This window comes from Finegoldia magna (genome assembly GCF_002243175.1).
Classification (GTDB): Bacteria; Bacillota; Clostridia; order Tissierellales; family Peptoniphilaceae; genus Finegoldia; species Finegoldia magna_J.
In genome coordinates, this window is sequence record NZ_NDYF01000013.1 from 165,872 (window position 1) to 186,363 (window position 20,492).

General features: G+C 32.2%; 19 protein-coding genes. 2 read left to right on the plus strand and 17 right to left on the minus strand.

Annotated features, from left to right (window positions below; translation table 11 throughout):
- Positions 1-104: 104 nt before the first annotated feature.
- From B9N53_RS05960 to B9N53_RS06015, 12 genes are all read right to left on the minus strand, one after another.
- Positions 105-1,958: an oligopeptide ABC transporter substrate-binding protein gene (locus tag B9N53_RS05960; RefSeq protein ID WP_242432421.1), complete on the minus strand. Its 1,854-nt coding sequence runs from the start codon at positions 1,956-1,958 to the stop codon at positions 105-107.
- Positions 1,959-1,969: 11 nt separating this feature from the next.
- Complete coding sequence (locus tag B9N53_RS05965; protein ID WP_094204122.1) at positions 1,970-2,890, minus strand: ABC transporter permease; 921 nt, start codon at positions 2,888-2,890, stop codon at positions 1,970-1,972.
- A gap of 9 nt (positions 2,891-2,899) precedes the next feature.
- Positions 2,900-3,868, minus strand: a complete 969-nt coding sequence (locus B9N53_RS05970) for an ABC transporter permease (RefSeq protein ID WP_094204123.1) — start codon at positions 3,866-3,868, stop codon at positions 2,900-2,902.
- Position 3,869: 1 nt separating this feature from the next.
- On the minus strand, positions 3,870-4,808 hold the full coding sequence (locus tag B9N53_RS05975) for an ATP-binding cassette domain-containing protein (protein WP_094204124.1): 939 nt from the start codon (positions 4,806-4,808) through the stop codon (positions 3,870-3,872).
- 9 nt (positions 4,809-4,817) lie between these two features.
- On the minus strand, positions 4,818-5,813 hold the full coding sequence (locus tag B9N53_RS05980) for an ABC transporter ATP-binding protein (RefSeq protein ID WP_094204125.1): 996 nt from the start codon (positions 5,811-5,813) through the stop codon (positions 4,818-4,820).
- A gap of 547 nt (positions 5,814-6,360) precedes the next feature.
- Positions 6,361-7,275: a 1-phosphofructokinase family hexose kinase gene (locus B9N53_RS05985; RefSeq protein WP_094204126.1), complete on the minus strand. Its 915-nt coding sequence runs from the start codon at positions 7,273-7,275 to the stop codon at positions 6,361-6,363.
- 8 nt (positions 7,276-7,283) lie between these two features.
- Positions 7,284-8,462, minus strand: a complete 1,179-nt coding sequence (locus B9N53_RS05990) for a zinc ribbon domain-containing protein (protein WP_094204127.1) — start codon at positions 8,460-8,462, stop codon at positions 7,284-7,286.
- Positions 8,463-8,764: 302 nt separating this feature from the next.
- Complete coding sequence (locus tag B9N53_RS05995) at positions 8,765-9,253, minus strand: dihydrofolate reductase (RefSeq protein WP_242432422.1); 489 nt, start codon at positions 9,251-9,253, stop codon at positions 8,765-8,767.
- Positions 9,253-9,807, minus strand: a complete 555-nt coding sequence (locus B9N53_RS06000; RefSeq protein WP_094204129.1) for a hypothetical protein — start codon at positions 9,805-9,807, stop codon at positions 9,253-9,255. Before B9N53_RS06000 ends, B9N53_RS05995 begins: the two co-directional genes overlap by 1 nt.
- 15 nt (positions 9,808-9,822) lie before the next feature.
- Entirely contained in the window at positions 9,823-10,872 is a 1,050-nt protein-coding gene (gene corA / locus B9N53_RS06005) for a magnesium/cobalt transporter CorA (RefSeq protein WP_094204130.1), read from the minus strand.
- A 12-nt stretch (positions 10,873-10,884) separates the two neighbouring features.
- A complete protein-coding gene (locus tag B9N53_RS06010) occupies positions 10,885-11,217 on the minus strand; it encodes a thioredoxin family protein (protein WP_094204131.1) in 333 nt (110 codons plus the stop codon).
- Positions 11,204-13,582: a glycogen/starch/alpha-glucan phosphorylase gene (locus tag B9N53_RS06015; RefSeq protein ID WP_094204132.1), complete on the minus strand. Its 2,379-nt coding sequence runs from the start codon at positions 13,580-13,582 to the stop codon at positions 11,204-11,206. The genes B9N53_RS06010 and B9N53_RS06015 overlap by 14 nt, the downstream gene beginning before the upstream one ends.
- 172 nt (positions 13,583-13,754) lie before the next feature.
- Between B9N53_RS06015 and B9N53_RS06020 the strand changes: the two genes are divergently transcribed.
- Complete coding sequence (locus tag B9N53_RS06020) at positions 13,755-14,807, plus strand: D-alanine--D-alanine ligase family protein (protein WP_094204133.1); 1,053 nt, start codon at positions 13,755-13,757, stop codon at positions 14,805-14,807.
- 2 nt (positions 14,808-14,809) lie between these two features.
- Positions 14,810-16,174 (plus strand): UDP-N-acetylmuramoyl-tripeptide--D-alanyl-D-alanine ligase, encoded by a 1,365-nt coding sequence (locus B9N53_RS06025; protein WP_094204134.1) that lies wholly within the window; start codon positions 14,810-14,812, stop codon positions 16,172-16,174.
- 39 nt (positions 16,175-16,213) lie between these two features.
- Here B9N53_RS06025 and B9N53_RS06030 read toward each other — a convergent pair whose 3' ends face one another.
- From B9N53_RS06030 to B9N53_RS06050, 5 genes are all read right to left on the minus strand, one after another.
- Positions 16,214-16,855, minus strand: a complete 642-nt coding sequence (locus B9N53_RS06030) for an ABC transporter ATP-binding protein (RefSeq protein ID WP_094204135.1) — start codon at positions 16,853-16,855, stop codon at positions 16,214-16,216.
- Positions 16,843-17,793: a hypothetical protein gene (locus tag B9N53_RS09140; RefSeq protein WP_148131324.1), complete on the minus strand. Its 951-nt coding sequence runs from the start codon at positions 17,791-17,793 to the stop codon at positions 16,843-16,845. The genes B9N53_RS06030 and B9N53_RS09140 overlap by 13 nt, the downstream gene beginning before the upstream one ends.
- Before the next feature lie 532 nt (positions 17,794-18,325).
- Positions 18,326-19,075, minus strand: coding sequence for a hypothetical protein (locus tag B9N53_RS06040; RefSeq protein ID WP_094204137.1), 750 nt, complete (start codon positions 19,073-19,075; stop codon positions 18,326-18,328).
- A gap of 2 nt (positions 19,076-19,077) precedes the next feature.
- Positions 19,078-19,470 carry a hypothetical protein gene (locus B9N53_RS06045; protein ID WP_094204138.1) on the minus strand — a complete coding sequence of 131 codons (393 nt, stop codon included), beginning with the start codon at positions 19,468-19,470 and terminating at the stop codon, positions 19,078-19,080.
- A gap of 290 nt (positions 19,471-19,760) precedes the next feature.
- On the minus strand, positions 19,761-20,444 hold the full coding sequence (locus B9N53_RS06050; RefSeq protein WP_094204139.1) for a TVP38/TMEM64 family protein: 684 nt from the start codon (positions 20,442-20,444) through the stop codon (positions 19,761-19,763).
- Positions 20,445-20,492: the final 48 nt, after the last annotated feature.

A 20,492-nucleotide genomic window follows, 5' to 3' on the forward strand; every position in this document is an offset into this window, starting at 1 on the left:
GCTAGAATAAGTCAATAAACGAAAACGTTATATTTTACGTATTTTTACATATTTTACACAGAAAAAAGTGGAGTGCAAATTTACACCCCACTAATTTAAAACTATTATTCTTTCATTGGTTGGTCTGCTGTAAGTTCGATTTCATTCCATCTGAAGTCGTCTTTGTTCATATCTTGAACATATCTGAAATCAAATTTCTTAACTCTCTTGTTGATTGGAGATAAAGCTTCTCTGTAAAGTGTTGGAATCAATGGTACATTGTCTTCCATTACTTTTGCAAAGTCTTTGTAAGCTTGTGCTCTATCTTCATCAGATGTTTTACCATCAGCTATCTTATCCAATGCTTGTTGCATTTCTGGATTAGTATATCTGTAGTAGTTGAATGATGCATTCTTACTGAATAATCCTGATGGGTCTGGGTTAGTACCTGTTCCCCATGCACCTTGGAATACGTCGATTTCTGGATCGTCGTTTTTAAGTTTGTCGTAGAATGCGTTGAATTCGATTAGTCTTCCGCCTGTTAATTCAACTTTCAATCCTACTTGTTCCCAACATTGCATGTAGTATTTTGCTAATGGTTCAGCGATATCTCCACCTGCCATTGAAGCAAATTTGATTACAAATGGTTTACCATTTTTGTCTTCTCTGAATCCATCGTTGTCAACGTCTTTGTATCCAGCTTCGTCTAACAATTTTTTAGCTTTTTCTGGATCGAAGTTGTATCCTTTAAGGTCTGTGTTGAAGTAATCCTTGAAGATTGGGATTATAACTGATGTTGCTTGTGATCTGTATCCTAGGTAGAATTTTTCACCAACTGCATTGTTGTCGATTGCATAACCCATTGCTTTACGTAGGTTTACATCTGCCATTTTAGCGTTAGGATCTACTACAACTTCTCCCTTGGCTTTGTCCCATTTACCTAATTTAAATCCTAGGTAAGTGTAAGCCATGTCTTGGTATCTTGCTACTTTGTATCCTTTTAATTCAGAAATTTCTTTGAATGTATCTGAAGGTGCTCCACCTGCGATATAGTCGTATTTACCAGCTTTTAATGAAGCTAAGATTTGTGAGCTTGGAACTACTTCCATTACAACTTTATCGATCTTAGGTTTTCCACCCCAGAAGTGTTCGTTAGCTGAAAATTCAACTGATTGACCTGGAACTACATTTGTAATGTAGAAAGGTCCTGCTGATTTAGGGTTCTTTCTAACAGGGTCAGAAGAAATTATATCTTTTACTGGTATATCTTTTAATTGATCATAGCTATTTGGTTCAGCCCAGATTCCAGCGCCCCATTTGATTGCTGGTTTCCATTCTTTAAATGAGATTTGAACTGTTTTTTCATCTACTTCTTTAACACCAGATATGTCTTGTGTTTTACCAGCGTGATATTCTTCCATACCAACTATGTTAATCATATCATCATCATAACGTACACCAGGATAATCCTTGTGACCAATGATTAGGTAGTTGATGATAATGTCTTTTGCAGTAACTGGTTTTCCGTCATTCCATTTGAATGAGTCTGAAAGTTTAATTGTAGCAGTTTTTGCTTTTTCATCCCATTCGAATTTTTCAGCTCCAGAATCTCTCAATTCCAAGCTTTCTCCAGCGTTTGATGAACCATACATTGTAGGTCCAATGATGTTCCAGTCGTAGTTGTCATCGTATAATGTGTTGTTGAATATACCTTTAAATGGTGAGTCTGTAGGAATACCTACTCTGAATGTACCACCTTTAATTGGTTCGCCTTCGTTTTCAACAACAACACCGCCGCCCATTTTTTCTCCGACTATGTTGCCCTTGTTTTCTTCATTGACTTTCTTTCCAGTACTAGATTCTTGTTTAGAACCAGAGTCTGAAGATTTTCCGCTATCTTTCTTTGCATTTCCACATCCAGTAAGTACGAATGCCAATACTAAAAAGATAGCCAATAATGATTTGAATTTCTTTTTCATTATTTTCACCCTTATCCTTTCCTTTGTTTTGCATCGGAAGCCCTTCTTAATGCTTGACCGATGTAATTTATACACAACATCATTACCAATATCAATAATGATGCGGGTAACCATACATATAATTTGTCTTGAATAACTTCTGGTTTTCTGGCTAATGATACCAAAGTTCCAAGTGATGGATCTGATGGTGGAAGCCCGAAACCTAGAAAGCTTAGTCCTGTTTCAATACCGATGTTACCGGCGAAACTTAATGTCATATCTACTATTAATATTGAAGAAATATTTGGTAATATTCCTGTAAACATCGTCTTCAAATCGCTAGTTCCCATTGTCTTCGATGCATTTACATAGTCTTTTTTACTTTCAGCAAGAGCTTTTGATCTGACAAGTCTTGCCATTCCTGTCCAGTAGAACACCGTAAATATCATTACAAATGTAAACATCGAATATTTTGGAACAATTGTTACGAAAACTATGATAATCATCATCGTTGGAAGAATTTGGATGAAGTCTATAATTCTCATTATAATATTGTCCAACCATCCACCGTAATAACCTATTAATAGACCTACAACTATTCCTATTGCAGATGTAAGTATTGTTACAGCGATTCCTATTACAATTGAGTTTCTCGCTCCAATAATTAATTGGCCGAACAAATCTCTACCACCTTGGTCTGTTCCTAAAATATGTCCAGCCTCTCCTGGTGGTGCGTATGAGTTCATAATATCTACCATCATTACTTGCTTTTTATCAAGTAACATTGCTCCAACGAATATTCCTATCCACAAAACTGCCAATATTACCAAAGAAACAATTGCTAGTTTATCTTTTTTGAATTCATTAACAATTACTTTAAATCCAGTAGGATTGTCTTTTGCAAGGTCTTTATATTCTTCAAGCTTTTCTTCTGTTACTTTTACTTCTTTCATAAAAACCTCCTAATCTATCCTTATTCTTGGATCCACTATACTCATGATAATATCACTTAACAATGAACCACAAAGTGTCAAGAAACCATATATCATAACAAGTGCAGTCATAACTGAATAATCTCTTTGGTTGATACAGTCAACGAATAATGAACCCATTCCTTGGTATCCGAAGATTGTTTCAATCATGATAGAACCTGCTAACAATCCTGTGATTTGGAATCCGAAGAATGCAGCTATTGGTAAAAGTGAGTTTCTAAAAATGTGTTTACTGTAAACTTTTTTGATAGGAACCCCTTTTGCTCTTGCAGTTCTTACGTAGTCTTGACTTTTTGCATCTACAACTTCATTTCTCAAATATTGAATAGTTCCAATAGTTGTAAGTAGTGCATAAGATATTGCAGGAAGTAGCATATGATAAAATCTACTTAATACCGCTGCCATGCCGCCTTTTGCTGAGGCTTCAAGGCTTATGATACCACTCGTTGGAAACCATCCAAGCTCATATCCGAAAATTAAAAGCATTATCAAGTAAAATACGAACCCCGGGGTTGCTAGTGCCAGGAAGTTGTACAAGTTAACCCCCTGATCGAATGCCGACCCACTGTACCTACCTGCGTTTATTCCTAGAGGAATTGCAATTGCATACATTATTATTAATGAGAACAATGATAAGAAGAATGTATTCTTAGCTCTTTGACCTATAACGTCTTTTACAGGTAGCTTTTGAGTATAAGAATCACCAAAGTCTCCTTGAAGTGCATTGCCAACCCATCTTTTGTATTTTACATACCATGGATCGTAAAATCCAGATTTTATTTTAAGTTCTTCTTCAACCTTTGAGTTACCAGTACTTGGTGTGATTTTCCCTGTAAATGGGTCACCTGGCATCTTTTGAGCTACAAAGAATATAAATAAACTTAACACTATCAATTGAGGAATCATTATTAAAAATCTTCTGATTATTGTTTTAGTCATATTATATTTCCCCCTTTCTAGCTGCTACATAATGAGAATCTTTGTATTTTGTCAAATCGTACACCGATCCATTTTCATCGTAGTAGACATTTTTTTGTTCATCAAATTTCTTTTCAATAGCTTGTCTAGCATCTCTAAGTTCTTTTCTTCTATTTGGTTCGATTTGAGGAATCGCTGCGATAAGTCTCTTTGTGTAAATGTGTTGTGGATCGGAGTACAAATCATCACGATTTCCAGTTTCTACAAATTTGCCGTTGTGCATGATATAAATGTAATCACACATGTGTCTTACAACTCCCAAATCGTGAGAGATGAAAATGTAGCTTAGATTAAACTCTTGTTGAATCAACTTCATGTAGTTTAATACTTGCGCTTGAACTGATAAGTCAAGTGCACTAACAGGTTCGTCTGCAACAATCAATCGTGGGTTACACGCAACAGCTCTTGCAACTCCAATTCTTTGTCTTTGACCACCTGAGAATTCAAATGGATATTTATAGATTGCACTCTCGTTAAGTCCAACTATATCCAACAATTTAAACACCTTTTCTTTTTCTTCTTTTGGTGTTAGTTTTTCAAAATTTCTGATTGGTTCAGCAATTATATCCAAAATTCTTTTTTTAGGATCAAGTGAACTCATTGAGTCTTGGAAAATCATTTGAACGTCTTGGTTGTAGTTGATCTTTTTTCTGTAAGATCTACTTGTAACATCTTTTCCTTCGTACAAAATTTGTCCATCTGTAATCTTTTCAAGCCCTACTATAGCTTTTCCAATAGTGGATTTCCCAGATCCTGACTCTCCAATCAAACCATAAGTTTTTCCTTGTTCAATATCCATATCTACGCCGTCTACAGCTTTGATATAGTCTTGAATTGTATTAAAAAATCCACCACGAATTGGATAATGAACTTTCAAATTTTTAACTTCTAAAAATCCCATATTTCCCTCCTATTCGTCTTTAAAATGGAAATTCTTCCAGCAAGTACAACGAACCATGTGTCCATTGCCAACATCGTGTAGTACTGGATTTTCTTCGTGTTCATGATCGTCTATCCAAGGAATACGAGGTGCAAATCTGCATCCTTTTCTAGGTAAATTTTTCAACGAAGGAACCATACCTTCTATAACATGTAACTGATCAGATTCATTATCTGCTTGTGGAATGGAATTTAATAAACTTCTTGTGTATGGATGAAGTGGATTATTGAACAACTCATCCACAGGTGCAATCTCAACGATTTGACCTGCATACATTACGCAAACTCTGTCAGCGATTTGTGCTACAACTCCTAAATCATGGGTTATCAATATAATTCCTGAATTCATTTGATTTTGTAATTCTTTTAGTAAATCTAGAATTTGTGCTTGAATTGTAACATCAAGTGCAGTAGTTGGCTCATCAGCTATCAAAACTCTAGGTTTGCAACTCAAAGCAATCGCAATGATTACTCTTTGTCTCATACCTCCGGATAATTGATGAGGAAATTGTCTTGCTATAACTTCAGCATTTTCAATCCCTACTTTTTTTAGAAGATCAATAGCTTTTGCTTGACGTTGTTTCTTGTCCAAATCAGTGTGATATAACAAAGCTTCTTCAATTTGTTCGCCAATTCTCATTAATGGATTAAGAGATGCCAACGGATCTTGGAATATCATACCAATTTCTCCACCTCTCAACTCATTGAATTGAGCTTCTGTATAATTCAAAATATTTTCGCCGTTATATATAACTTCACCGCTAATTTGAGTGTAATTCATATTATGTAAACCCATAATAGTAGTAGCAAGTGTAGATTTACCACAACCAGATTCACCAACCATAGCTAATACTTCATTTTCATACAATTCAAATGAAACATCGTCTACGGCGTCATAATAATCGTCTTTTATTCTAAAAGCTGTATGCATATTATTAACTTCCAATATTTTCTTATTAGCAGACATCTTATTCTCCTTTCAGTTTATTTTTAGTATGATTTATGTATGATTAATAAATAATACTTTATCTCATTATAGTGACATAAAATGGATTTGTCAATTATTATTTATTTTATAATTTAAAATTTCAGTATAAAATACAGTTTTTCCATGTTTTTTCGGATTAATTTACACTTTTTGCTCACAAAAATAAAATTTGTGATTTCGCTATCTTGTTGATTCTACGCCGTTTTACGCTTATTATGAAAATAAAACCAAATTATTTTTATTCATTTTTTAAATTTGTTCCGATAATAAAACAAATTGTGTTTTTGCATAAAAATCACTTGACTTATTTCCTTTATTATGATAAAGTAATGATAATCATGAGCCTATTTACAAATTTATTAAATTTTAAAAAATGTAACAAAAAACTTGCATTCGTTATATCGAGATGGTAAAATATATATAAATATTGAAAACTTTTTCATTTTCAATTAAATCTCCATTTCTTAATTTATTACAACATAAAAAAACAAGGTATGAATTAAATTCAACACCTTGTTTTTTTATTTTAGTCTATTTTTATTATATTAACATCTTCTAAGCAATCATCTATTTGGAATTTTTTCGGCAAATCCTTGGTCTTCAACGAAGCTAGTGCACAGGCATTTGCCATTTCAAAAGACTTTTCATAATCTGAAGTTCTGATAAATGTCGCGATAAATCCCGCGATTATTGAGTCAATAACAAAATCTCTTTTTTGGTTTAGCATCTGTTCTATGTCAAAAGCATAGATTGAATTCTTTTGGAACAAATATACTTTATTATCTACAAAAGGAACTATCACAAATTTAGAATTCAAACCAGATATTTCGTTTTTCCATTTAAGCAAATCTGATTCTGAATCTATTTTTGTTTTAAACATATGCTCCAAGCATTTGACGCTGATGTTTTGAAGAAGTGATCCTTCGTTAGCAAATCTCTCCAAATAATACTCATCTATATCGAGGACGAACTCCGCTTTGTTAGCTTTACAGATTGCAATCATTCTTTCGATTACAGTTTCTGTTATATTTTTCGGAAAAGCTGTGGACAAAAACACAGTATCTCCTTCTTTAACTCTTGATAGATAGTATAACAATTCCTGTAGTTCTTGATGAGAAATGCTAGGTCCTTTTGATTCGATTACGGTTTTCGAAGAGCCTGTGATTTTGATATTAATTCTAGTATTATCATCAATTCTTATGAACTCAGATTTGATATCTTCTCTTCTTAGCCAATCTTCTACAAAGTCTCCCGTAAAACCTCCTGCAAATCCAGTTGCAACCGTTGGAAGTCCAAGTTGTTTTAAAACTCTCGAAACATTGATTCCTTTTCCAGCTGGAAGCATCAAATCAAAATCCGATATATTGTTCTTGTCAAATTCAAAATCCGAAACTTCACTTACAAATTCAAGTGCTGGATTCATAGTAACTGTGTAAATCATTTAATCACCTACATCAATCCCGGAGCAAGTCCAAAAAATATTTTTTGAAGAAGTGTCATAACGACCATAAACACCACAAGTCTTGTTATCACAATTCCAGCAGCATTAAGTCCGTAAATTTTCCACAAATTTTTGTAATCAAATCTATCAACTAAAATAATCGTCGCAAATAGTATCAATATTACTAATGAAATTAAATATATAAAAGCATGTGCTCCCAAAAATGTGAACGTGAAAACTGACGAACTAAAACCGACAAGTCCACCTGCTGTTAAAACCCCAAATAAGCTAAATATCAAAGATTCTATAACCGAAAGTAAAACTGAGATATTATATCTCAAATCCTTGTCGATAGGTTGATATAATTTCGTTCCTGATAGTTTAAGTCCCATACTGTATGATAAAACTTTTTGGAAAACATCCAATACTAATACAGAAACCATAACCACGATTGCCTTTGATTTTTGAGTAAATGTCCAGTGATTTGTAGAATTCATGTAAAAGAACAATAGCGGCAACGCTGACAATATTACAACTGCTATTCTCATTGAGAACCTGTAAGGTTGTGCTCCACCCATCATTTTCTTCAATATTTTCGTGAAAAACAAATTGATTCTGTCAAACACTTGTTTAGTTTTAACCTCAAAAGTATCCATAAATTCGTCTTCATCATCATTTTCTTCTTCAATCTTATGGATAGTAAACTCATTTGCAGATGTGAATCTTATCGACTCATCTCTTTTGATTTTTTCTTGATTTTCGTCGTAACCTTTGGTAATAAAAATCGTGTTTTCATAATTTTCTTCGGGTTCTTTTTCATCTTCGTGATTAATCTTCTTCTCAACTTCTTTGTCTGGATTGAACTTTCCATACTGAGATTTGTTTTTGTTAATAACTTGAAAAATATCTTCAATTCTTTTAGGTTTGTGCTCAGATTTGTTTTTATTTATGATTTCTTCAGCCTTTTGTTCCTCAGCAGATTTCTCACGATTTTTTATATTAAAAATATTCATCACATCATCTGAATAGGAATAATCCTTGTCTGTAGATGCGTGACTATCTTTTGGTTGTTCTTCTATATCTTTTTGTTCATTCAAACTTTCGCGGTATTCTTTCAAATTGAACCCACAATTGTGACAGAAATTCACCGTATCTAACACTTTTTCATTGCAATTAGGACAACGCATTTACTCACCTCCGTAACCGTATTATATCACAATACATTATACTCAATTATAACTTTGCCAAATCTTAATATTTGAGCAATAAAAAAAGAGACATTTTACATCTCCAATTTTTCAAAGAGTAAGTACACATCATGCACGAATATCTAGACTACAAAAATTGTTGATTTCTGAATCTCAAAATCCTAAAATCGTAAGCACGCTTCGCTTACGCGGTACGATTTTGGACGGATTTTTTCGATTTGTAATCAAAGCAATTTTTTCCGTATGATATTCTTAGCATGGATGTGTAATACTCTTCTGCTCTATTTTCTTTTAAACACCATATATCTATAATCCATGCCTTCGTAAGTTTTGATGTCTGATTCTTCCGCTACATAAAAGTCGTCATCTTCGAATAAGTTTCTGATTTTCGCATCATATTCAAACTCTGCATCAACATAAGTGATTACGAATTCATCAACTAAGTGTATCAATGATTCAATTGTGTTTGCCCCACCTATCAAATACTCTGTCATTTTGTGATCTGGGTTGATTTCTTTGAGAGTACGTAGCAATTCTTCTTCATTTTTTACGCACAACATTCCATCCAAATCTTTACTTGTAACGATTATGTTGGTTCTGTTTGGTAGAGGTTTTGAATCAGGTAAAGATTCTAAAGTTTTTCTTCCCATAATTACGATATTTCCCGTAGTTAATTCTTTGAATCTTTGCATATCTTCAGGAATTGAAAAAAGCATATCTCCATCTTTTCCTATCGCAAAATTTCTATCTACTGCTAGTATAACTTTCATTAACAAAAATCTCCCTTCCTTATATTACTTACAATTTCGTTCAATTTTTCCATTGCGTGATCGTCTGTCCAATCAAAATCATCTTCTGAAATTCTTACTACAAGTATACCCATTTCTTCACAGCAAATATCAAGCATAGTGCTGTAAATCGCATTTTGCAAATCAGATGATGAATCGTGAAGGGTGCGATCGCATTTGTTTATCCACTTTTCGATACAAAAACCATAGTTTTTATCTTGTGGGTAATTTTCAAGCGCAGTTTTTCGTTCTTTTGTGAATTTCCTGTTCGCATCGTACATAAAACAAAGCTTATTTTCTTCATGATAAGCCATTATATTGATATCATTGACATATCTTATCAAATCATCTCTGTTTATTTTATCGTCCAATTCATTCAAAACTCTTTTCAAATTTTCATTATCTATATTTGGTTTCAACCCAGAAAAATTCTTGCTAAATTCAATATCTCCACTAAAATACACGCGCAGTATTTTTTTAATAGCATCGATTTGTTCTTTTTCATAATCAGATGCCAAAAAAGTACTGTTTTCCATAAAATCTCCTTTGTATTACATCCATTTTTTCTTTTTAAAATAATAAATCATAACGCTAGTAATCACAACTGCAGTAACCCAGAACAAAATATATCCGTATTTCCCTTGAAGTTCCGGCATATATTTAAAGTTCATTCCGTAAACACCAGTTAAGAATGTCAACGGCAAAAATATCGTCGACCACACAGTCAACACCATCATTACTTCATTAGTCCTGTTGGAAATATTCGTGTCAAATGCATCTATCATCGAATTAATCATATCGCGATACACTTCAATGAATTCAAGCATTTGGATTATGTGGTCGTACAAATCCCTCATGTAAATCGATGTGTTGTGACTTACTAGATTAACTCTGAACTTTGAAATTTCATTGATAACTGAACGCAATGGCCACAAAGTCTTCCTCAAAAATATCAAGTTTTTCTTCATGGTGTAAAGTTCTCTGAGAATATCGTCGTCGTTATGTGTCATCATAGCGTCTTCTAAATCGTCGATGTATTCTCCCAAAATATCAAAAATTTGGTAATAATTGTCTATGAATGCATCCATTAGCAAAAGCAACAGTCCGTCTGTAGTTTTCGGCCTAAAAACAGGAATTTTTTCTAACTTATCCAAAACTCTGTCAAAAGATGTGGTTTTGTTTTGTTCAACAGTAACCAATAAATTTTCTTTTAAAACAAAAGAAACTTGGTTAAACGACAATTCCTTTACGCTGTTGAACATATCGTAATCCACAGTATCCGTTACCACGAACAAATAATCATCATAAGCTTCAAGTTTCGTTCTTTGTTCCACATCCAACATATCTTCTATTATAAGAGGATGGATTTTGAATTTTTCTTTCATTTTTATGAAATTATCCGTATCTGATAATCCTGTGATATATATCCAATTTATCCTGTCATCTCTCAATTCGATATCATCGATGTCTGTGGTTTGATGTTTGTCGAAATGATGTTCATCAAAAGTACAAAAAGTAATTTTGGTATTTTCAAGTTCGTTCTCAAGCCTAAGAGTATCTAATATTTCGTTGATTCTTTCCTCAAATAATAAATTAGCCAATATTATCTCCTATTATTCGTCTAATAATTTGTTTGCGTAATTTCTGTATGTTGATTTTGAGTTATCTCCTACTAATCGGTCTACGATTTCACCATCTCTAATAAATAAAGTCGTAGGTAATGGCAACGCTTCATAATGCGTAATTATCTCGTCCTTGTCAATTTCTCTAACTTTTTTAGCTAAATATTCGTAAAATTCTATTTCTCCTTGGAATGATTTTTCGATATCTTCCAAATCATTTTTCGCTGGAATGCACGGACAAATCCCGTCAGCGTGGAAAAACAAAACCTTGTTTCCTTTGTTAAATACCTTAGAGTTAATGTCGCTCTTTTTAAATTTTTTCATTTGGTACTATCCTCCAAATCTCTTCTGCATATTCTTTTATAGTTCTATCCGATGAAAATTCTCCGAAATTAGCGATGTTCATCAAACTCATCTTAGCCCATTTTTTCTTATCACAATAAGTTTGTAAAATCTTTTCGTGAATTTGTTCATAATCGTTAAAATCTTTTAACACAAAATATTCGTCTAATTTAAATGACGAATCTCTGTTTACAAGTGAGTTGTAAATGTCCAAGAACATAAACGATCCACTATCGTTGATCAAATCGCTTAGCAAAGTATCCACAACGCGTTTGATATTCTCATCCTTATAATAATACTCAACTGGACTGTAACTGTCTCTGATGGAATTTAACACATCAACAGTCGCTCCAAACGGGAAGTTGTTGTCTTCACCTGCGTGATTGAAAATCTCAATGTTCGCGCCGTCATAAGTTCCCACAGTCAACGCTCCGTTTAACATAAACTTCATGTTGCCTGTCCCCGAAGCTTCTTTTCCCGCAGTTGAAATCTGCTCACTCACATCCGCTGCAGGATACACCAATTCTCCGATGGATACGTTGAAGTTTTCCAAGAACACAACCTTGATGTATTTGTTCACAACATCGTCGTTGTTCACGAGATTTTTAACCTCATTTATGAATTTTATAATAGCTTTTGCTCTGAAATAACCCGGCGCTGCCTTAGCCCCGAAAATATATGTTTGTTTTGGAATGTCGGATATTTCGTTGTTTTTGATTTTATAATACAAATTCAAAATGTGAAAAGCATTCAACAATTGTCTCTTGTATTCGTGAAGTCTCTTCACTTGTATATCAAAAATAGAGTTCTCATCTACATCGATGTTTTCATGCTCCTTGATGTATTTTTTCAGTCTGATTTTGTTGTGAAGTTTGATTTCCATTAATTTTTCCAAAACACTCTCATCGTCTTGGTATTTTTCAAGCTCTTTTAATTTTGTGAGATCAGTCTTCCAATCTTCTCCCAAAAGTTCTGTGATAAACTTCGTTAGCTCTGGGTTTGCGTAAAATAACCAACGTCTAGGAGTAATTCCATTTGTTTTGTTGACAAATTTATCTGGATACAAATCGTGCCATGGTTTTAATGTCTCATTTTTCAAAATTTCTGTGTGTATTTTCGCAACACCGTTAATCTTTACGGCTGTTAATATCGCCAAATGAGCCATGTTAACAGTATCGTCTTTCACGATTCGAAGGTTGTCGATTCTATCCGCAGAATAATACAATCCCACCAAATCGCTGACGAATCTCCTGTCGATTTCAGCGATAATATCCATAATTCTAGGACTCACTTCTTCTACAACATCAACGCTCCATTTTTCCATAGCTTCTTGTAAAATCGTGTGGTTAGTGTAGTTGAACACATTGCTTGTAACATTCCAAGCTTGTTTCCAAGAAAGTTTTTTATCATCCATCAACACTCTCATCATTTCAGGGATAGCCATAACAGGATGAGTATCGTTTAATTGGATAGTATTGTATTTTGCAAAATTTTCAAAATCCTTATCATTCGGAAAATTCTTCGTATATTTTTCAATTATATCTTGAATCGATGCACTGCAGAAAAAATACTGTTGTTTAAGTCGTAAAACTTTGCCAGGTCTTTGGATATCATTCGGATACAAAACTCTAGTGATGTCTTCTGCTCTGTTTTTTTCTTTTACAGAATCGTCGTATTGAAAATTATTGAATTTTTGAAAATCAAATCCGTCATCACATTCTGCTTGCCACAATCTCAAAGTGTTTACTACGTGATTTTTGTAGCCGACAACAGGCATATCATAAGGAACTGCTTTTACGACTTGGTTTTTGTATCTAATGATTTTGGATTCCGATTCAACACGTCTTGACCAAGGGTCTTTGTCCAAAGTCCAATTATCTCCGACTTCCATTTGAAATCCGTTGTGAAAATATTGCTTAAAAAGTCCTTGGCGATATCTCACGCCATAACCTGTCAACGGATAATCCAAACTAGCCGCACTTTCCATAAAGCAAGCAGCAAGTCTTCCTAAGCCACCGTTTCCCAAAGCTGCATCTTCTTCTTGAATTTCCAAATCATTGATATCTATGTCTAATTCTTTTAAAATTTGTGAATATTTTTCGTCCAAACCCATATTCAACAAATTGTTTCCCAAAGATCTTCCTATCAAAAATTCTGCGCTAAAATAGTAGGCGTTTCGTGAATTTTTGTGTTTGTCAGAAGTTTTCTTCCAGTCTTCTGCTAATTCGTTCATTATTATTTTAGAAAAAGCTATATATTTTTCTTTTTCAGTTGAAGTTTGTAAATCTTTTCCAAACATATTAAATAAGTTTTTTTCAAATTGCAACAAAAATTCTTCCTTTTCCATAAAATCCTCCCATTCTTAGCTCAACTATATTTTACCACATTTGTGAAATAGTCCTATTAAATTTGTATTGTTTTTTCTTAAAATCAACAAAAAGGATACATTTTTCTATTTTATTGATATAATGATTTAGTTATAGTAATATATTAATGAGTCACAAGAAAGGACAAAAATTATGCAAAAAAATATATATGTATTATATGGCGGTCCTAGTACTGAACACGAAGTAAGTATTACAAGTGCTAGAACATTAATAAATAATTTATCAAAAGAAAAATACAACGTAAGTGCGATTTTCGTTCGCCGCGATAAAAAATTCATTATGAAAGAAAACATAACTGAAGAAATAAAATCCGACGACGAATTGGTGTTTGACACTGAGCTTTCAGTAATAGAATCTGTCAGCGATTGTATCAGCAAAATCAATCCTGAAAACACCGTAATATTTCCAGCAATTCACGGAAGTTACGGCGAAGATGGAACAATCCAAGGTTTCATAAAAGTTTTGGATTTGCCATTTGTAGGATGTAACGTTTTGGGTTCTGCACTTTGCATGGACAAAGGATACACTAACGATATTTTCGAATTGAACAAAATTCCTCAAGCAAAATACGTGGTGCTTTGCAAAAACGATGAATACAATTTGAAAGAAATTTTCGAAAAAACATCCAAGGCAGTTTATGTAAAACCATGTAACGCTGGTTCATCAGTTGGTGTTATGAGAGCAGAAACAGAAGAAGAATTGGAACAAGCAATCCAAAACGCATTTCTTTACGACAGAAGAATTTTGGTCGAAGAAGAAATCATCGGTCCTGAACTTCAGATAGCAGTTATGGGCAATGACAATCCAGTTGCATCACGTCCGGGTGTATACCAAATACACGATGCAGAGTTTTTCGATTACGATGCAAAATATAACGATTCAAAAACAGAAATGCTTACACCATTTCCAATGGATGAAAAGTTAGAATTAAAAGCAAGACATTTGGCAGAAAAAGTGTACAAATTAATGAGTTTGTCAGGATTTTCAAGAGTTGATATGTTCGTAAAAGACAATGAGCTTTGGGTGAATGAAATCAACACAGTTCCAGGACTAACTCCACATTCAATGTTTCCAGTTTTGTGGAAATGCACTAACGATATGAGCGTTTCAGAAGTATTCGACAACTTGATTGATTTGGCTGTTGAAGAATACGAAAAAAATAAAGCATATAAGTTAGAGAGGTAAATATGTTAACAAGAAATTTAAAAACAATAACAGAACTTACTAACACGATTATAAATGAAAAATACCATGATGTAATGGTAAAAGGTATCTCCACAGATACAAGAACTATTCAAAAAGACAACATGTTCATCGCTCTTAGAGGAGATAATTTCGATGGACAAAATTACATAGAGATGGCTTTTGAAAAGGGGGCATCTTGCTGTGTAGTTAACAGAGATTACAGAAATATCAACGATTATCCAGTAATCGAAGTAGATGATACAAAAGAATTTATGATGGATTTAGCTAGAGGATACATCAACAGTTTGGATTGCAAAGTAATCGCCATCACAGGGTCTAACGGCAAAACAACTACAAAAGATATAATGAGTTCTTTATTAAAAGAAAAGTACAAAGTCGTTAAAACACAAAAAAATTACAACAACGAAATCGGATTATCCAAGACGATATTTGACATAGATGATGATACTGAAGTTGCTGTCCTTGAAATGGGAACTGAAAACTTCGGAGAAATCAGACAATTGACAAACATCGCGCATCCCGACATCGCAATGATTACAAACATTGGCGACAGTCACCTATTGAATTTGAAAACAAAAGAAAACATTGCAAGAGCGAAATTCGAAATCCTTGAAGGATTAAAAGAAGACGGGATATTTATTTTAAATAATGACGATACAATTCTTAGAGAAGTAAAACAAGAATACAAATTACCAGAAAAAACTATAACTTTTGGAATAAAACCAGACAGCGATTATAGAATGGAAATGATTAAAGCTGATGAAACAGGATCCACTTTTTCAATCAACGATCACGTGTTCAACATAGAATTGTTGGGACATCATCAAATGTACAACGCTACAATGTCAATAATAGTAGCTGAACTTATGGGATTAGATTATTCCGATGTAGCAAAAGGGCTGAAAAAAATCGAATTAACGGGAATGAGAAACGAACTTATCCTACTAGATAAATTCCATATTTTAAACGACAGCTACAAATCAAATCCACAATCACTTACAAGCTGCCTAGAAACTGCTTACGGATTGCACGGCTATTCTAGAAAAATCGCCGTATTAGGAGATATGCTAGAACTTGGAGACAACGAAATAACTCTTCACAAAAATATCGGTAAATCAATCAATCCAGAAAAAATCGACTACGTATTAGCAACTGGATTATTAGCAGAAAACATAATCAAAGGAGCACGTACAAACTTTGCAGAAGACAAAGTGTTCTACTTTGAAACAAAAGAAGAATTGCTAGAAAAATTGCAAGAATTAATCGTGGACAACACATTAGTTTTAGTAAAAGCATCTCATGCAATGCAATTCGATAAATTAGTCGAACAAATAAAAGAAATATAAAATAAAAATGTGAACTAAGTTTTCTTAGTTCACATTTTTTTAATTAAAATCACTAATATTTTGATTCTTAATAATAAACACCCTATCACTTATTTCCTTCAAAGATTGCAATTGATGACTAATTATAAGTATCGTTTTTCCTTCTTTTTTTAAACTATTTATTAAATTAATCATAATTCTATTAGTTTCCTCATCTAGTGCATTAAATGGTTCATCTAGCATAATAAGCTTTTGATTTTCCATAATAGCTTGGCAAATCCCCAACTTTTGTTTCATTCCTAATGAATAATTTTTTAATTTAGTTTTATTTTCAGGATCTAAGCCTAATTTTTTCATTATAGACTTAATATCATTATCCGAAATTTTGTCGTTTATTTCTGCCAACATTTTTAAATTTGTAAAACCGTCATAATATTCAATAAATCCCGGAGAATCTACTAATATCCCTGTATTAGGTGCAAAATCTCTATCTTTCCCTATCTGAATACCAAATACTTCTACACTACCTACATTAGGTTTTTCTAATCCAGCAATAATTTTAAATAATACAGATTTACCAATACCATTTTCCCCTACAAATCCAACTATTTCATTTTCAAATATCTCCAAATTTAAATCTCTAAAAATTTCTTTAGATCCAAATTTTTTGCTAACATTTGATAATTTTATTATCTTTTCCATAAATCTCCCTCTATCATTACCTTTTTAATAATCCATATTGTTAAAATATATCCAACTATATATATCAATTCACTATAACTAGAATTTAAAAAATCTTGAACCCCAACAAAAATTAAGTTAATCTCCTTAAAGTAAGATAAAAATATCAATACAAAAATTATCCCCGAAGCAATCACAGGCTTAATATATTTTGACAAAAATACAGATACTGTAATCACAAGAAGAATCTGTAAATAATTGATTACATATATTCCAAATATACTCATATAATTAAAGTCTCTTATCATCAAGCCTTGAATTATTTCATCTGTTAACTTTACTTTCCCTGAAATAAAATATTGAATAGTACATGCAAGTAAAATAATGCTCATATAAACCATAAAATACATAGAACTAAATCTAATCGCACTTGCGTAAAGCATCCTATTATATATTCTCTTATCTCTGAATCTAACCTTTACAAATGATGATAAATTTTCCTTAATATATTCTAAAGAAGCCAACACAGAATAAGCCACTAACAGAAAAATAATTTCATTATACATAATTATAAAAGCTGATGAGTCTTTAATATAAGGATGAAAAGCATTCAAGAACAAGACATCTGCTACGGAATTATTTTTACCAATAAGTTTGGAAAAATTATATATACAAGTTATCAAAACCATTATTAATGTCATAGGAATAATATGATTATACCTATTAATTCTAAATATCGATAAGTTTGACCTATATTCTAAAAATTTATTAACGCTGAGAACGACTGGCAAAACCATCAAAAATCCCACAATAAATTTCGTAACATTATCTGATAAAATATACATGTAAAAATCAAACAAAACTTGACTTCTTAGAATACTAATGTCAAAAAACAAATCATTTATCCCTTGAATTATATAAAAAAAAGCTATAAACCCAACAGCATACATTCTATTCATCTTTTGTTCAAGAAAACATATAATAAAAATTAATAAGTTCGTCCCTGCAAGCAAAAATAAACATATACAAATCAGACTTATAACAGGATACTCGCTAAAATTCCTAAAAACATTAAAAATAATTTCCTTATCCTCTGCTACTTTTAAAACATCATAACTATACTTGAAACTAACAGGTTTGAATATAGCACAAATTATAAATGCCGTAATTAGATTTAATATTAATATAGCTAAAACAGATACCATCTTTGCTATATGTTTTAATAATATAAAATCTACTTTGTTCCTAAATCTTATAGCACTATAGTTATAAATCTTATTCTTATCAATGATACATATCAGAACTATCATCGGAAAAAATAAAAATCTAAAATAATAATGATTATTAAAAATATCTATGATGCATTCTATATAATTCAAGTTATAAGAGCTTGTACTATCAACTATAAAGAAAGAGTAAAATGTAAATAGAACACATAAAAAAATCACCACGGGATTTTTTAAACATCTATATACCTCAGACTTTATAAATTTATTCATAAGATTTTCTCCTAATCATGAAAATATATGCAAAAAAATTAACAAGTATTAACGAAAATAATCCTATTAAGTAATTTAATATTCCATCATACGCAATAGCTTCAAACACATAAAATCCTTGATAGGAAAAGGCTCCTAAATTCAATGATCCAAGCAAAAATCCAGTAATAAGTATTCCAAAAAATGGTATAGTTGAAATAAGTAGTATATTTTTTATTCTATAACTTAATTGAATGGAAATTAAAGCTATTAACGACATAATTACTCCCTTCCATAAACTCAAAATAAAAGAAAAAAATATTGGTTTCCCAATAATCAAATCAATAAAAATTTTGCTATTTATTGTAGATTCTTTTGATATGGTATTAATTGGTACAAAGTTAATAAGTATCAAAGCAGAAATAAAATAAGAAGCAACTACAGCCAAAAAAACTACACTCAATATTGATGCAACCTTTGAAATAGCTAATTGCTTAGAAGATATCCTCATACATTCCAAATCATAAAACTTATTTTTCTTTTCGTAAAAAATTTGCCATACAAATGGTGCAATAAACAAAATAGGTGCTAAAAAATCTAAATAAGTAGTACTGTACAAATACACTCCAACTTTATATTTGTAAGCTGCCACTTGTCCTTCTGTAAAACCCATAAACACAGTGAAAACAACTCCAACTAATACCGTTAAAAAAAACGGTATTAGTAGTTGTGAAATTGTCCTTTTGTAAATATTTTTATTCATATTTAATTACTCTTCCATTGACCTCTAACAGTAAAATTAACAGGTTGGTTCCACTGACTTTGCATTTTAACTCTAATTTTACTATTTTTGTATTGTGAAGAATTGCCTGGCAATGTAACTGTTTTCCCTTTTGTTATTTTTCTAGCCCATGCCCCTGCTGCACTTCCATTCGTTTTTTCCATTCTTGCACTATAATAGTATCCACCACCATTAAAAGTAGATTTTAATGCTCCATTTGCTCCACCTGTTTGTTTTGTTTGACTTCCTGTCGCCACATTACCTGCAAGTTTTCCAATAGTAACATCAAATCCTTGATAAGTACTTCCAGCATAAACAGAACCCGTAGCTACTAGTGCTGACAATAAAACTCCTAGTGCTAATTTTTTAACTTTCATATTTCCTCCATAACAATTAAATTAAAATCGATCATCGATTTCAATTTAATTGTAATGTTTTTAATCTTCATTGTCAATATAATTTCTAAATTATCTTAAAGTGTTCTTTTCAATACAAGTTACACATTAGTTTTAGTAAAAGCATCTCATGCAATGCAATTTGATAAATTAGTCGAACAAATAAAAGAAATTTAACATCAAAATATTAAATAATATAAAAACAACAAGCTCTTATGTAAAAATTTGCATAAGGGCTTGTTTATTTCTAGGAAAGTTTGAGGCTTTCTTTTTTATATATTTTTCTTTGCTTTTTTGTCGTTATAAATTCTCTTCATCAACATTCCTAAAGCGAAAACTCCGAATAAAATTATAAGGCCTTTTACCCATGTAGATGGATTTGTGGATTTACTTGCTGCATAAGAATAAATCAAAGTAGCTGGAAGTTGTCCAACTCCTGTAGCAATGAAAAATTCCCAAAATCCCATTGGAGTTAATCCTGCTGCATAGCTTATTGGATCAAATGGAACGAATGGCAATAATCTTGCAACTAAAATAGCATTTTTACCATATCTGTCGAAGAATCCTTCTACTTCTTTCAAAGCTCCTTTTGTGGCAAATTTTTCTGCGATATCTCTTCCCAAAAATCTTGCAATTCCAAAACAAAGAGCTGCTCCTGCCATTGCAGATGTCCAAGACAATATGCTTCCCTTAACCCATCCCCAAATAGCTGCATTTGAAAATGTAATGAAAAAAGCTGGGATTGGAGCTGCAACTGATTGCACTATCATCATTAAAAATGATATTACAACTGCAGTTTTCCCAAATGATCTGATGTACGCTTTTACACTTTCGAGGTTTTGAAACGCTTTTGACATGTTTCCTAATCCTTCTCTAAGTGGTTTGATAAATACAAATGCAAGAACCACTACAAGAATAACGATGATTTTTTTGATATGTTTATTTTCTAATTTCAAAATTATCCCTCCTTATATTTATTATATCAGATAAAAAAATAAACACTT

Bases quoted from the DNA above. Each gene is read 5' to 3' on its own strand.
- B9N53_RS05960 (WP_242432421.1), bottom strand. From the start codon at position 1,958: ATGAAAAAGAAATTCAAATCATTATTGGCTATCTTTTTAGTATTGGCA.
- B9N53_RS05965 (WP_094204122.1), bottom strand. From the start codon at position 2,890: ATGAAAGAAGTAAAAGTAACAGAAGAAAAGCTTGAAGAATATAAAGAC.
- B9N53_RS05970 (WP_094204123.1), bottom strand. From the start codon at position 3,868: ATGACTAAAACAATAATCAGAAGATTTTTAATAATGATTCCTCAATTG.
- B9N53_RS05975 (WP_094204124.1), bottom strand. From the start codon at position 4,808: ATGGGATTTTTAGAAGTTAAAAATTTGAAAGTTCATTATCCAATTCGT.
- B9N53_RS05980 (WP_094204125.1), bottom strand. From the start codon at position 5,813: ATGTCTGCTAATAAGAAAATATTGGAAGTTAATAATATGCATACAGCT.
- B9N53_RS05985 (WP_094204126.1), bottom strand. From the start codon at position 7,275: ATGATTTACACAGTTACTATGAATCCAGCACTTGAATTTGTAAGTGAA.
- B9N53_RS05990 (WP_094204127.1), bottom strand. From the start codon at position 8,462: ATGCGTTGTCCTAATTGCAATGAAAAAGTGTTAGATACGGTGAATTTC.
- B9N53_RS05995 (WP_242432422.1), bottom strand. From the start codon at position 9,253: ATGAAAGTTATACTAGCAGTAGATAGAAATTTTGCGATAGGAAAAGAT.
- B9N53_RS06000 (WP_094204129.1), bottom strand. From the start codon at position 9,807: ATGGAAAACAGTACTTTTTTGGCATCTGATTATGAAAAAGAACAAATC.
- B9N53_RS06010 (WP_094204131.1), bottom strand. From the start codon at position 11,217: ATGAAAAAATTTAAAAAGAGCGACATTAACTCTAAGGTATTTAACAAA.
- B9N53_RS06015 (WP_094204132.1), bottom strand. From the start codon at position 13,582: ATGGAAAAGGAAGAATTTTTGTTGCAATTTGAAAAAAACTTATTTAAT.
- B9N53_RS06020 (WP_094204133.1), top strand. From the start codon at position 13,755: ATGCAAAAAAATATATATGTATTATATGGCGGTCCTAGTACTGAACAC.
- B9N53_RS06025 (WP_094204134.1), top strand. From the start codon at position 14,810: ATGTTAACAAGAAATTTAAAAACAATAACAGAACTTACTAACACGATT.
- B9N53_RS06030 (WP_094204135.1), bottom strand. From the start codon at position 16,855: ATGGAAAAGATAATAAAATTATCAAATGTTAGCAAAAAATTTGGATCT.
- B9N53_RS09140 (WP_148131324.1), bottom strand. From the start codon at position 17,793: ATGAATAGAATGTATGCTGTTGGGTTTATAGCTTTTTTTTATATAATT.
- B9N53_RS06040 (WP_094204137.1), bottom strand. From the start codon at position 19,075: ATGAATAAAAATATTTACAAAAGGACAATTTCACAACTACTAATACCG.
- B9N53_RS06045 (WP_094204138.1), bottom strand. From the start codon at position 19,470: ATGAAAGTTAAAAAATTAGCACTAGGAGTTTTATTGTCAGCACTAGTA.